The sequence below is a fragment of the Variovorax robiniae genome (assembly GCF_037889955.1).
Taxonomy (GTDB): domain Bacteria; phylum Pseudomonadota; class Gammaproteobacteria; order Burkholderiales; family Burkholderiaceae_C; genus Variovorax; species Variovorax robiniae.
The window spans coordinates 46,459-59,528 of the sequence record NZ_JBBKZS010000010.1 but is presented as its reverse complement, the minus strand read 5'-3'; the positions used below and the strand labels follow the sequence as shown (position 1 = coordinate 59,528).

Genomic DNA, 13,070 nt, shown 5'->3' with positions numbered 1-13,070 from the left:
AGGAGAACGCTATGGAATGGTTGAGCAGCGCGCTCGGACCCCAGCCGATGATGGCGATGTTCCTGACCATCGCCCTCGGCTACCTGCTGGGCGAGGTCAACATCAAGGGCTTCTCGCTCGGTGTGGGGGCCGTGCTTTTCGTGGCCCTGTTCATGGGCTGGCTGGTGCCGAAGTCGGCGCCGGCGCCGATGGTCGGCACGCTGGGCCTGGCACTGTTCCTGTATGCCGTGGGCGTCCAGTACGGCAAGCAGTTCTTTTTGGGGCTCACGAGTTCGGCCGGACGAAAGGCAAACTTCATCGCGCTGACGGGCGTGTTGCTGTCGGGCGTGGTCAGCGTGTTGTTCCTCAAGATGACCAGCCTCGACCTGGGCCACACGCTCGGCCTGTTCGCCGGCGCCGGCACCAGCACGCCGACGCTGCAGGCGGCCATCGTGACATTGGGCAACGACGATCCGGCGGTCGGCTACTCGGTGGCGTATCCGCTGGGTGTGGCAGGGCCGATCCTCTTTCTCTACATCACGTTCATGGTGCTCAAGCCGAAGATCGAGGTGCCCGCCGGAGGGGGACTGGAGCTCCTCGAAATCGCGCCGAATGATGCGGTCATCAAGGGCAAGACCGTCGGCGAGGTGCTGGCCGGCTTGCCGGCCGGCATCGAGATCGCGGCGTTGCGGCGCGCGCATCACAACGTGCCCGCCACGCACGAGACGGCACTTCAGCCGAACGATGTGCTGCTGGTGACCGGGAAGAATCCCGAGACGCTGCAAGAGGCGGCCAGGCAACTCGGTGAAGTGCACGAGGGGCGCATGACGGGGGACCGCCGCGACCTGGACTACATCCGCGTCTTCGCGTCCCGGCCGGCCGCCGTCGGGCGCACGCTGGCGGACCTGAAGCTGCCGGATGGCAAGCCTCACGTGCTCGTGCATGTGCGGCGCGGCGACGCGGAGATCGTGCCCAACGCCAACCTGGTGCTCGAGTACGGCGACCGTGTCGGTCTGCTGGCGCACCGCGACGACTTCGCGGCGTTGCGCAAGTTCTTCGGCGATTCGATCAAGGGGACCGCCGAGTTCAGCTACATCTCGATCGGGCTCGGCATGGCGCTCGGCTTCCTGCTCGGCGCCATCAACTTTCCGTTGCCCGGCATCGGCAAGCTCGCGCTGGGGCTGTCGGGCGTGCTCATCGTGGCGCTCATCCTCGGCAACATGCGCCGCACCGGCGGCCTGAACTGGACCATGCCGCTGTCCGCCAACCTGGTGCTGCGCAACCTCGGCCTGACGCTGTTCCTGGCGCAGGTGGGCATGTCGTCGGGGCCGAAGTTCGTGAACACGGTTGCGCAGACGGGCTTCCTGATGATCGGGCTGGCCGCCATCGTCGTCGCGGCACTCGTGTTGCCGATCCTTCTCCTGGGACTGGGCGTGTTCAAGATGCCGTATGACGAAGTGGCCGGGATCGTGGCCGGCGCTTGCGGCAATCCCGCCATCCTCGCGTACTCGAACAAGCTGACGCCGACGGAGAAGCCCGACCTCGGCTACGCGATGATCTTTCCGGGCATGACGATCGTGAAGATCCTCTTCGTGGACATCGTGCCGGCGCTGCTCAGCGGGTGAGGAGACGGCGGCCAGGCGTCGGCGCTACTTCAGCGTCGGCGCCTGGAACAGCCCGATGGCCTCGCAAGCCCTCACGAGCTGGGCCACCGATCGCACTTCCATCTTGTCCATGACACGTCCGCGATGCTGCTTCACGGTCTGCTCCGTGATCAGCAGGTCGGCCGCGATCTGCTTGTTGAGACGGCCCTCGATGACGTGCTCCATGATCTGGCGCTCGCGTGTCGAGAGGGAGGAAATGCGCCGCATCAGCGTCGATTGGGACAGCGCCTGCTCGCGTCGGGCGTGGTAGTCGGTGACGGCCTTTCGCACGGCCTCGACCAGCACCCTGGCGTCCACCGGCTTGACCAGGAAATCGGACGCGCCGAGCTTCATCGCTTCGACGCAGGCGACCACATCGCCATGGTCCGTGATGAAGATGACGGCAGGTGCACAACCCTTCTGCACAAGGTGCCGTTGCAGATCCAGTCCGGACGTGCCCGGCATCCGGACATCGAGGAGCATGCATGCGACGCTGGCGGCAGGCGGCTGGGCTGCCAGGAACGCGTCGGCCGACGGGTAGGGCCGCGTGAGCCAACCTTGCGCGCCAAGCAGGCGTACAAGGCTTGCGCGCATCCCGGGGTCGCCATCGATGACGCACACCAGTGCCGTTTCCGCGATTTCGTCGGCCGCCGCATCGGCTATTCCGAAGTCATCAGGCCGTGCCTTGTGATCGGGCTCCAAGGGCGCTGCCGCAGGAGGGTTCGCCCGTTCGACGCGATCGGCATGCCATGCGCGCTGCCGCTCGCTGGCCTCATCCTCCGCACGTGCCAGGGCCAGCGCGCCCCCGAGCATTTCACCCAGCATCGTCAGCCGCGCAACCGTCTCCGGCGGCCATGCGCGCGCACGATGCATCGATGAGAAGGTGAAGGCGGCGGTGATCCGCCGGCCGACGCGCACCGGAATGGACAGGCAGGAACGCAATCCGATCCTGCGGCAGTGCGCCTTCTCTTCCACCGCATCGGCGGGAAGGTCGTCCGGGAGGTTCGACAGCGCCACGGTCCGGCCCGCGCGCAACTGCCCCAGGAACCAGGGCAGGCGATAGGGGAACCGCCCCCGCGGCAAGGGCTCGATATCGCCGGTTGCGCACGAGCAGAGCACATTCAGGTAGTCGCCCTCGATCAACTCCGAGAAGGTGCAGCGGCCGTAGCCGAGCGCCTCGGCGAGTTCACCCAGCGAAGTCTCCATCGTCCGCAGCATGTCCGGGGCCGATGTGTCCGCGAGCCGGCGGGAGACGGCACACAAGACGCCTTCGACCGCAAGCTGCTCGTGCAAGGCCGCGCCCGCGTAGCGCATGGAGACCCTGGCCTCGAAGAAGGCAGCAGATCCCTGCCGGAGCCGGATCTCCGGGCTGTGGTCGATGAGGTCGAGCACCTTGCCGTTCATGGGGTTCCATGCATGGGAAGCGCCGTCGTGTTCCTGCATGCGGCCATTCTGGCCACCTCAGGCTCGCCTGGATTTGCGCTGAATCAAACCACGTCGATCGTTTCCCGACATCCCTGATCTCAGCTTCCGGGCTCGATCGCCTTGCGCCAGCTGGCGTCAGGGTCGAAGCGCGTCACGGCCCGCGCCGCCGCATCCGTGCCCGGCCCCAGGTTCTTCTCGTACACCGTGCCGTCATGGCTCACCATGAAGCTCATCACGCCGGTGTCGCCGTAGAGGACCGGCCAGGCGATGAGCGCGAAGCCGCCGCGCATGCGCCCGCCGATCACGTAGTCGTAGGCGCCGCCCGGGGCATTCTTGCCCTGCGCCTTGAGGATCTTGAAGTGATAGCCGTGGTAGCCCTCGCCGGGCCGCACGCCCGCATAGAGCGGTCCGAGCGGGCTGGGATCGTCGCCTGGCTTGTCGGGCCAGTACAGGCCGTCGTGCTTGCCGGGCGAACTGGCGAACTTCTGCGCGTACTCCAGCACGCCGTTGCCGTCGCGGTCGCGCTGGGCGTATTCCTTCTGCGCGTCGAAGTAGGCCAGCGCCGCCTGCATCGCGGCAAGCTCATTGCGGCCGATGCGTCGCGAACGCATCTGGTCGGCACCGGCATGCGTGTCGAAGCGCCAGCCGCCCGCGCTCTTGATGATCGGGATGGGCAGTGTCCAGTCGCCGGGGCCGGCCGAGAGAACCGCGCGAGTGGGACTTTCGAGTACCGTCTTGTGCTGCTTGGCCCAGGCGGAGAGGAATCCGTAGATGTCCTCCTTGTCGACACTGCCTTCGGGAACGAAAGCGCGCCAGTCGGCGCCGAGCACCGTGCGCAGGGCGGCGACGTCGCTGTTGGCAACGGCATCCGCGAAGGCTTGCGACGCTGCCTCCGGCGTGGGGTAGGCGTGCTGCGCGAAGGCGGGGGCGGAGGCGAGCGTCAATGCGCAGGCCGCCGCGATCGCCAGGTGCTTGAGCGTACGGACATTCAGGGACATGCTGCGCCCTTTCTGGTTGGCTGCTTGTGTCATGCCGGATCCTCCTAGCGACGACCGCCGCGACCGCCGCCGCCACCGCCCGCGCGACCACCGCCCATGTGCCCGCCGCCGCCGGCCCGTGCACCGCCGCCGCCCATGTGCGCACCGCCACCGCCGGCCCGCGCGCCACCGCCGCCCACATGCGCGGCGCCACCGCCGCCGGCCCTTCCACCGCCACCGCCCACGTGGGCGCCGCCGGCACCCTGGCCCGCGCGGTTCTGACCCATGGACTGGCGGCTCGCATCGCCGCGGTTGGCATGCTGGCGGGCCTGGCCGCCACCGGCATCGCCCGCGCCGCGCAGCGCGTTGTCGCCGCCGCGCCCGCCCTGTCCAACGCCTTGGCCGCCGCGATCCGCAACGCCGGCGCGATTGCCGCCACGATCACCGGCTCGGTCACCTGCACGATCACCCGCACCGGCGCGATCCCCGGCGCGATCACCCAGGCCGCCACGATCCCCTGCGCCCTGGCCGCGGCCGGTGTCCCGTGCCGCGTTCTGGGCGCGCTCCCGCGTCCCGGGGTCGTTGCGCAGTTCATTGCGTCCCTGGCCAGGATCCATGCCGCGTTGCTGGAGCGCAGATTGCGCCTGCTGGCGTTGCGAGTCGCGCGCCGCGTTGTCGCGTCCGCGGAAGTCGCCGCGCTGCTCCGCGCCGGGCACGTTCTTGCCGAAGCGCTGCTGGCTCGCGGAATCCCGGTAGGGCACGCCGCGCCGGTTGGCCGCGTTGTGCTGGAAGGACTGGTTGGCGCTGATCTGCCGGTTCACGTTCACGTTGTTGTAGCGGGCCGCGTTGATGTTCACGTTGCCGCCACCCCAGTTGCAATTGCCCCAGAGCGCGGCGGTGGCTGCGACGCCGACGCCGAAGGCGATGCCCGTGGCCAATGCGGCGCCGGGGTAGTACATGGCCGGCGGCGGGTAGTAGTAGGGCGGGTACGCCGGATAGGGCCAGGCGCCGTAGACCACGGTCGGGTTGTACGAGGGCACGTACACCACCTGCGGGTCCGCCGGCTCGATCCGGATGACACTCTCCTGCGACTGCGGCGCCTGCTCGACGATGACGTTCTGCTGCTCGGTGGTCTTGAGGCTGCCGTTGGCCTGCGCGCGGTTGCGCAGCCTTTGCGCGGAGTCCAGCACGTCCTTCGAGGACGCGAGGAAGGCGTCGCCCAGGTTCTGCACCCAGTCGGGCTTGTCGCCCATGGTCTGGATCACCTGAGGGAAGGCGACCAGCGACTGCACGCTCGGATCCCACGGCTGGTTGGCCACGGCCTTCAGCGCGGCTTCGCCCTTCTGGTTGGGATTGGCCTTCGACCACTTGGCGGCCTCCACCACGTCCGCGGGATAGGTCGCCGCCATCAGCACCTGGGACAGCAGCGAGTCAGGGTACAGCGCGATGGGCGCCATCATCTGGTCGAGTTGTTCCTTCGAGAAGCTCGGTGCTTGCTGCTGCGCGCCCGCGACCGCCGTCATGAGCGAGGCAACGAGCATGAGCGCACGCGCGAATCTGACCGCCAAGGCTCGCATACCGGCTCCTTGTCTAGAACAATCGCTCATCTTGAGCGCAACGGGACGCGCGCGACTTGATACAGATCAACCCTGGCGGTTCGCAAGGTAAAGACGCGGCAGGCACAGCCCTCATCCGGGCCACACCCAGTTGGCGATCTCGGTGCGGTCGGTGCCGTGGGCGTGCGCGTAGTTCAGGTTGTCGATGATCGTGTTCTTCATGTCCTCGCGCAGGTGCGCCGTGCGGCCCTGCAGGCGCGGCACGCGGTCCAGGACGTCGATCACGAGGTTGAAGCGGTCGACCTGGTTGAGGATCGCCAGCTCCATCGGCGTGTTGATGTTGCCCTTTTCCTTGTAGCCGCGCACGTGGAGGTTCTCGTGGTTGCGGAAGCGGTAGGCGAGCTTGTGGATGAGCCAGGGATAGCCGTGGAAGTTGAAGATCACGGGCTTGTCGCGCGTGAACAGGCTGTCGAACTCGCGCTCGGTCGAGCCATGGGGATGCTCGCTGGCCGGCTGCATCCTGAACAGGTCCACCACATTCACGAAGCGCAGCCGGAGTTCGGGCAGTCGCTCCCGCAGGATCGCCGTCGCGGCCAGTGACTCCTGGGTCGCGACATCGCCGCAGCAGGCCATCACCACGTCGGGCTCATCGCCTTCGTCGCTGCTCGCGCGGCGCCAGATGCCGATGCCCTTGGCGCAGTGCACGATGGCCTCGTCCATGGTGGTGAACTGCAGGTGCTTCTGCTTGTCGGCCACGATCACGTTGATGCAGTCGGTCGAGCGCAGGCAGGCATCCGCCACCGCGAGCAGCGTGTTGGCATCCGGCGGCAGGTAGACGCGCGTGACCGACGGGCTCTTGTTGGTCACCAGGTCGATGAAGCCCGGGTCCTGGTGCGAGAAGCCGTTGTGGTCCTGGCGCCAGACGGTCGACGACAGCAGGATGTTCTGCGAGGACACCGGCGCGCGCCACGGCACGTGGTTCTTGCAGATGTCCAGCCACTTGGCATGCTGGTTGAACATCGAATCCACGACGTGGGCAAAAGCCTCGTAGGTGTGGAAGAAGCCGTGGCGGCCGGAGAGCAGGTAGCCTTCGAGCCAGCCCATCAGCGTGTGCTCGGACAGCATCTCCATCACGCGCCCGTCGCGCGCGAGTTCGCCGCCGTCGGCGTCCTCCGGCAGCAGGTCGGCCATCCACACTTTCTTGCTGGCCTCGTAGACCGACTGCAGGCGATTGGAGGCCGTCTCGTCCGGGCCGAAGACCCGGAAGTTGTTCATGTTGTGGCGCATCGTGTCGCGCAGGAACTGGCCCAGCGGGTGGGTGTTCTCGTGCAGCACCTTGCCGGCCTGCGTCACGTCCACCGCGTAGTCGCGGAAGTCGGGCAGCTTCAGCTCGCGCCGCAGCAGGCCGCCATTGGCCACGGGGTTGGCGCTGATGCGACGCCGGCCGGTGGGCGCCAGCGCCCGCAGTTCGGCGACCAGCCGTCCGTCGGCGTCGAACAGTTCCCCGGGCTTGTAGCCGCGCATCCAGCTCTCGAGTAACTCGAGGCTCGCGGGGTTGTCCCGCACGTCGGAGAAGGGAACCTGGTGCGAGCGCCAGGAACCCTCGACCTTGTGGCCGCGGATCTCCTTCGGCCCGCTCCAGCCCTTGGGTGTGCGCAGCACGATCATCGGCCAGCGCGGCCGCTCGACCTGGCTGCCGACGCGAGCCTTGTCCTGGATCTCGCGGATCTCGGCAAAGACGGCGTCCATGGTGGCGGCCATCTTCTGGTGCATCTCGGCCGGCTCCGATCCCTCGACGAAGTGCGGCTTGTAGCCATAGCCCACGAAGAGCGCTTCGAGTTCCTCGTGGCTGATGCGCGCAAGGATGGTCGGGTTGGCGATCTTGTAGCCGTTGAGGTTGAGGATGGGCAGCACGGCGCCATCGCGCTGCGGATTGATGAACTTGTTCGAGTGCCAGGCCGTGGCGAGCGGTCCGGTCTCGGCCTCGCCGTCGCCGACCACGCAGGCGACGATCAGGTCGGGGTTGTCGAACGCGGCACCGTAGGCATGCGAGAGGCTGTAGCCGAGCTCACCGCCTTCGTGGATCGATCCGGGCGTCTCGGGCGTCACATGCGAGCCGATGTGCCCGGGAAACGAGAACTGCTTGAAGAACTTGCGCATGCCCTCGGCGTCCTCGCTCTTGTCCGGGTACACCTCCGAATAGGTGCCTTCCAGGTAAGCGGGACCGAGCACGCCCGGGGCGCCGTGGCCCGGCCCGGCCATGAAGATCACGTCCAGATCGTCGCGCTTGATCAGGCGGTTGAGATGCGCCCAGGCAAAAGACAGCGCGGGACTGGCGCCCCAGTGCCCGAGCAGGCGGTGCTTCACATGGTTGATCCTGATCGGTTCGCGCAGCAGGGGGTTGTCGCGCAGGTAGATCATGCCGACCGAGAGGTAGTTGCATGCGCGCCACCAGGCGTCGATGCGTCGCAATTCCTCGTCGTCGAGTGGACCGCGCGATGTCGCGCGTGAGGAAGATGCCTTGGCCATGCTGCCGTCTCCTGTCGAGCAGCCTCGCCGAAGCATGCGGATCGCCGAAGGCGTGCTGCAAAGGCGCGTTGAAGGGGCCGCTCGAACCGCCACGCGCCTGTGGGCGGCCTCGGGACTTCATCGGAATGCCAGCGCGCGAAGCCTTGCGTTACAGGCAGCGTGCGCCGCCAGGCCCCGTCGCCTGGATGCCGATCCCGGGACTATCCGGGCAACGAGATGTGCGCAGCTTGATCCAGATCAATCGCCGGCCCGGGAAACTGCAGAGACTTGCGCGCGTGGGCATCTGGTCGAGGCGTCCGGGCCAGCGCAGACAGCGTGCAGGTCAACAACAAAGCGAGGAGCCGAGGATGTATCGACACGCAGCACGCGGTGCCGTCGCCGCCGCCGTCGCCCTCTGCGGCGTCGCGCAGGCGCAGTCCAACGAAGAGCTCAAGGCCACGCTGGACCAGGCCCTGAACACCATCCGGGACCTGCAAGCGCGGGTCGAGGCGCTGGAGCGGCAGAAGGCGTCCGTGCAGCCGGTCACCGCCCCTGTCGCCGCTGGCGCAACAACCTCGACATCCACGCCTGCCGCGCCGGCCAGCATCGGCGCACCGGTGGTCTCGCCCGGTGCGATGGCCGAGGAGGGCGCCGCGGACCTGGACAAGGCCCGCGTCGAGTTCTACGGCCACGTGATGCTCGATGCGATCTACGACGCCAGGCGGATGAACCCCGACTGGAATGCCACCCTGCGGCCCTCGCAGATCCCGATCAACTGCCCCGGCTCGCCCGGTTGCGGCCAGGACGGCGCCACCATCTTCAGCGTGCGGCAGTCCAGCCTCGGCTTCAAGTCCTTCATCCCGACCCGCCTCGGCGAGATCAGGACCGACCTGAGCTTCGACCTGTTCGGCACCAACGGCGGCACGCAGGTGCACTGGCTCAATGCCTGGGCCGAGCTGGGCATGTTCGGCGCGGGCCAGTACTACTCGAACTTCATGGACATCGAGGTGTACCCGAACACCATCGACTACTGGGGGCCGAGCGGCATGGTCTTCGTGCGCAACCCGCAGTTGCGCATGACGCCTTGGAACAAGGACGGCGCCAGCGTCGCGATCTCGCTGGAATCGCCCGGCTCGGCGATCGACACCGGCCGGATCACGCGCGTCGATCCGGCGCTGGGCAGCGCCATCTCCGGCTGGAACAAGCTGCCGGACCTGGTCGGCGCCTTCAAGCTGGAGCGCGACTGGGGCCACTTCAAGGCCGCCGGCATCGTGCGCCAGGTCGGCTACCAGAACACGGCCTCTTTCAATGGCGAGCCGTCCGGCACGCGCACCGGCTACGGTCTCAACCTGAGCGGCACCCTCAACATCTTCGGCAAGCGGGACAGGCTGAGCTGGCAAGTCGTCTCCGGCAAGGGCATCGCGAGCTACATGAACGACGGCGGCGTCGACCTGGCGCCCGACCGCGCGCTGCATGCGCAGACCGTCAGCACGCTGGGCTGGCTTGCGTACTACGGCCACAAGTGGAACGAGCAATGGACCAGTTCCATCGGCTACAGCGAGCACCGGCAGAACAACACCGATGGACAATTGCCGACGGCCTTCCGCAAGGGCAGCTATTCGTCGCTCAACCTGCTGTATTCGCCGACGCCGAACGCCACGGTGGGGGGCGAGCTGATCTGGGGCCGTCTTGAGGACAAGCTGGGCCGTTCCGCCGACGACTACCGTTTCCAGTTCTCGACCAAGGTCGGGTTCTGATTTGCCTATCTGGGCGCGCCACCCGCACGGCGCTGGGCATCACTTCGCTTCTCGGCAAGGTAGCTGTTCAAGTCCGTCTCATGCAACTGCCTGGGATATTTCTCGGTGGCTGCGAACCAGCGCTTCTGCATGGCCACGGCGTCGGCTTCGCCGCCCTTGGCGCCAGTCCCGCCACCCGCCGCAAGGTACGCATCGACCGCCAGGAAGTAGCGCATCGCATTGCGCTCCACGAGCCCGCGGGAACCGCGTATGAAATCGCGCTCGCCATTGGGCAGCTTGCCCACGACCGTGAAGCCGACCTTGTTGCGACCGGTGGTGGCGAGGTAGGCCTTCGTGCCCGATCGCGCCGCGGCGCTTTCGTCGTAGCGGTAGGAGAAATGAAGGAAGCTGCGCTTCGGGTCGAGCGCGATCGCCTCCAGCACGATGCGGTAGTTGCTGGTGCCCAGCGGGCCCTTTGCCGCAGTCAGCGCCACTTCCAGGTGGTCCGCGGACCGGTCGACCACGCGGTATGCGAAGGGCAACTCGAAGGCCCCGTCCACCGGCAGGTCGAATTTCCGGACCACGCTCAACGTGATCACCTCCTGGCCTGGCGCGCCGGCGACCTTGCAGTCGCGGTTGTTGAGATGCAACAGCAGCGCTGCGCACCAGTTGGACGGCGAGCCGAACGCAGCGGTCAGCGCCGACAACGGCTGGTCGACGACCGCATGCACGTCGCCCTTCAAGCCACCGGACGTCTCCTGGGAGATCAAGCGCATCGGTCTTCGCAGCGGGCTCGCCGCCAGTTGCTCGCGCATCTGTTCATACGTCGCGCGCATCTCGGCCGCGGTTGCCGCGCGGGCGTCGAAGGCAGAAACGGCGACCAACGCGCCGCAAAAGCAGGCAGCAAGGTATCCGGCCCATCGTTCGAGATATCCGGACATGAGGCCTCCAGCACGCTGTTGGGATGGCATCCCGGGAAGGAATGCGCAGAGGGAACATTCTCCGGCCAGAGTGCTCTCGCTGCGTCGTGCGGAGGAACATTGAGTAATCATTTGTTGACGATCGTCAATCACGACAGCAAGATCGTCGCATCTGACACGCGTTGTCGACGCGGCTGGTTGCACCCGCCGCCGGATCGGGGATTGCTGGCTGCCGCATGTCGCGGGCCAGAACCGGAAGAGGTACAAATGGGTTTCACACTCCAGGTGGCGCCGCGGCAACGATCGCCGGCAATTCGGCGACCTCCGCTGGCCGGTTCCATTCGGTTCCCGATGCGCCGTCGGCATCGCAGCCCGTTGGCTGAATGAGTCGATGGCGAGCCTGCGCCCTCGCATGACGCCCGCTGCTGCGCTCCGGTCCGTCCCTCCGGTCGCAGGCAGCACCGTTTCCATGCACACCTCCGCCATGACCGATCGCCCCACGGCCGTCGCCGTCGTGCGGGAGCGCCTGGGAGAGTTTGCGGCCTTCGACCAGGTGCTGACGGAACTGTCGGCGGAGCTCATCAACCTGCCGGCCGACCGGATCGACAAGTCGATCGAGCACGGCTTGCACCAGTCCATCGACATCCTGGACATCGACCGCTGCGCGATGCTGAGAGTGGACGGGGAGACAGGCCAGGCCACATTCACCCACACGGCCGCGCGCACGGGGGTGGCCACGGCGCCGAGGTCGCTCCTGCCGCGCGAGCACCTGCCCCACGCTCTGGCCACGGTCATGGCCGGCAACACCCTGGCATTCACCCGGCTCGATGAATTGCCGCCAGAGGCCAGCGTGGACCGCGCGACGTACGAGAAGTACGGGCAGAAGTCCCATCTCGTGATGCCGTTGTGGATCGCCGGCGAGGTGCGGGGTCTGCTGAGCTTTGGCAGCACGCGGCGCGAGCGTGCATGGTCGGACCAGTTGCAGGCGCGCCTGCGCAGGCTGGCGGAAGTTCTGGGCAATGCGCTGGCGCGCAAGCGCGCGCAGGAGGAACTCGACCAGGCACTCGGGTTCGAGCGCCTGACCACGGGCATCCTCGCCTCGTTGCTGCTGGCCAGGACGCAGGATGGCGCGAAGGCCATCGAACTCGCCCTGCGCGACATTGCCAGGTTCCTCAACGTGGAGCGCGCGACCCTTTGGGAACGCCTGCCGGGCCGGGCCGAATTCCGCAAGTCCAGCCGCTGGACTGCGCCGGGCGTGCCGACACCACGAGAGGTCTTCAACCTCATCGATGCCCCCTGGATCAGTGCCCAGCTGGTGTCGAACCAGGTCGTGCGGCTCACGCGGCTGGATGATCTCCCTGCGTCCGCAACATCCGACCGGGCGACGCTCCTGGGACTGGGCGTGCGAGCGCAACTGATCGTGCCGCATTGCGTGGGCGGCGTCGTGGATGGCGCGCTGGCGGTGGCTTCCGTCAGGCAAGAGCGGTCCTGGCCGGCACCCCTGGATTCCGGCCTGCGCCTGCTCACCGAAGTGTTCTCGAGCCTGAACGTCCAGGTTGCGGCCGACCGTGAGCGGCGGGCTGCCGAAGCGGAGGCTGCGCTGTGGCGCGAGCGTCTGGCACACATCGTCCGTGTGCACGCGGTCGGGGAGATGTCGGGCGCGCTGGCGCACGAGATCACGCAGCCCATGGGCGCGATCGAGAACTACGCGCTCGCGGCCAAGCGCCGCCTCGCGGGCCCGCAGGCGGATCTTGCCAAGGTGGCGGGGTTGCTCGACAACATCGTCGACCAGGCCAGCCGCGCCGGCGACGTGATCTCGCGCCTGCGCACCATGGTGCGGCGCCACGACATGGAGCTGGCCTATGTGGACGTGGAACGCGTGATCCGCTTCTGCGCCGATACGGTGAGGATGGATTGCGAGCTTCGCAACATCGAACTGCAGCAGGAAAGGGCGGCGGACATCCCCTTCGTCGTGGCCGACGAGGTCCATATCCAGCAGGTCGTGCTGAACCTGCTGCGCAACGCCATGGACGCGATGGATCATCCGGACCTGGATCGGCCCAGGATCATCACGCTCTGGATCCGGCATGCGGCAGGCATCGTGTCGGTGGGCGTGGCGGACGTGGGAACGGGCATCGCCGCGGGTGAACTGGAGCGTGTGTTCGAGTCCTTCTACACGAGCAAGCCCGGTGGGCTCGGCATCGGGCTGGCCATCAGCCGCAAGCTTGTCGAGGCGCACGGCGGCAAGCTCTGGGCTGCGCATCGTCCCGGCGGCGGCGCGGTCTTCGAATTCACGCTGCCGGCGGCGGCGATCGGAAGTTGAGCG

At 67.4% G+C, this 13,070-nt stretch carries 8 protein-coding genes; 3 read left to right on the top strand and 5 right to left on the bottom strand.

Going from position 1 to position 13,070, the window contains the following annotated elements:
• The first annotated feature begins 11 nt into the window (after positions 1-11).
• Complete coding sequence (locus tag WKW79_RS22130; protein WP_340337364.1) at positions 12-1,604, top strand: aspartate:alanine exchanger family transporter; 1,593 nt, start codon at positions 12-14, stop codon at positions 1,602-1,604.
• A 24-nt stretch (positions 1,605-1,628) separates the two neighbouring features.
• Here the strand turns inward: WKW79_RS22130 and WKW79_RS22125 are convergent, their stop codons facing one another.
• The 4 genes from WKW79_RS22125 to WKW79_RS22110 all read right to left on the bottom strand — a co-directional run bounded on the left by WKW79_RS22125 (position 1,629) and on the right by WKW79_RS22110 (position 8,109).
• Complete coding sequence (locus tag WKW79_RS22125) at positions 1,629-3,065, bottom strand: response regulator (protein WP_340337363.1); 1,437 nt, start codon at positions 3,063-3,065, stop codon at positions 1,629-1,631.
• An 80-nt stretch (positions 3,066-3,145) separates the two neighbouring features.
• Positions 3,146-4,078: a DUF2950 domain-containing protein gene (locus WKW79_RS22120; RefSeq protein ID WP_340337362.1), complete on the bottom strand. Its 933-nt coding sequence runs from the start codon at positions 4,076-4,078 to the stop codon at positions 3,146-3,148.
• An 11-nt stretch (positions 4,079-4,089) separates the two neighbouring features.
• Positions 4,090-5,601, bottom strand: a complete 1,512-nt coding sequence (locus WKW79_RS22115) for a DUF3300 domain-containing protein (RefSeq protein WP_422823941.1) — start codon at positions 5,599-5,601, stop codon at positions 4,090-4,092.
• Positions 5,602-5,712: 111 nt separating this feature from the next.
• On the bottom strand, positions 5,713-8,109 hold the full coding sequence (locus WKW79_RS22110; RefSeq protein WP_340337360.1) for a phosphoketolase family protein: 2,397 nt from the start codon (positions 8,107-8,109) through the stop codon (positions 5,713-5,715).
• A 347-nt stretch (positions 8,110-8,456) separates the two neighbouring features.
• On the opposite strand from WKW79_RS22110, the gene WKW79_RS22105 reads away from it, so the two are divergent.
• A complete protein-coding gene (locus tag WKW79_RS22105; protein ID WP_340337359.1) occupies positions 8,457-9,845 on the top strand; it encodes a hypothetical protein in 1,389 nt (462 codons plus the stop codon).
• A 5-nt stretch (positions 9,846-9,850) separates the two neighbouring features.
• Here WKW79_RS22105 and WKW79_RS22100 read toward each other — a convergent pair whose 3' ends face one another.
• On the bottom strand, positions 9,851-10,765 hold the full coding sequence (locus tag WKW79_RS22100; protein WP_340337358.1) for a hypothetical protein: 915 nt from the start codon (positions 10,763-10,765) through the stop codon (positions 9,851-9,853).
• Between the two features lie 463 nt (positions 10,766-11,228).
• Here WKW79_RS22100 and WKW79_RS22095 point away from each other — a divergent pair, with 463 nt between their 5' ends.
• Positions 11,229-13,067: a sensor histidine kinase gene (locus WKW79_RS22095; protein ID WP_340337357.1), complete on the top strand. Its 1,839-nt coding sequence runs from the start codon at positions 11,229-11,231 to the stop codon at positions 13,065-13,067.
• The last annotated feature ends 3 nt before the right edge of the window (positions 13,068-13,070 follow it).

Bases quoted from the DNA above. Each gene is read 5' to 3' on its own strand.
- WKW79_RS22105 (WP_340337359.1), top strand. From the start codon at position 8,457: ATGTATCGACACGCAGCACGCGGTGCCGTCGCCGCCGCCGTCGCCCTC.
- WKW79_RS22120 (WP_340337362.1), bottom strand. From the start codon at position 4,078: ATGACACAAGCAGCCAACCAGAAAGGGCGCAGCATGTCCCTGAATGTC.
- WKW79_RS22130 (WP_340337364.1), top strand. From the start codon at position 12: ATGGAATGGTTGAGCAGCGCGCTCGGACCCCAGCCGATGATGGCGATG.
- WKW79_RS22115 (WP_422823941.1), bottom strand. From the start codon at position 5,601: ATGCGAGCCTTGGCGGTCAGATTCGCGCGTGCGCTCATGCTCGTTGCC.
- WKW79_RS22095 (WP_340337357.1), top strand. From the start codon at position 11,229: ATGACCGATCGCCCCACGGCCGTCGCCGTCGTGCGGGAGCGCCTGGGA.
- WKW79_RS22125 (WP_340337363.1), bottom strand. From the start codon at position 3,065: ATGCAGGAACACGACGGCGCTTCCCATGCATGGAACCCCATGAACGGC.
- WKW79_RS22100 (WP_340337358.1), bottom strand. From the start codon at position 10,765: ATGTCCGGATATCTCGAACGATGGGCCGGATACCTTGCTGCCTGCTTT.
- WKW79_RS22110 (WP_340337360.1), bottom strand. From the start codon at position 8,109: ATGGCCAAGGCATCTTCCTCACGCGCGACATCGCGCGGTCCACTCGAC.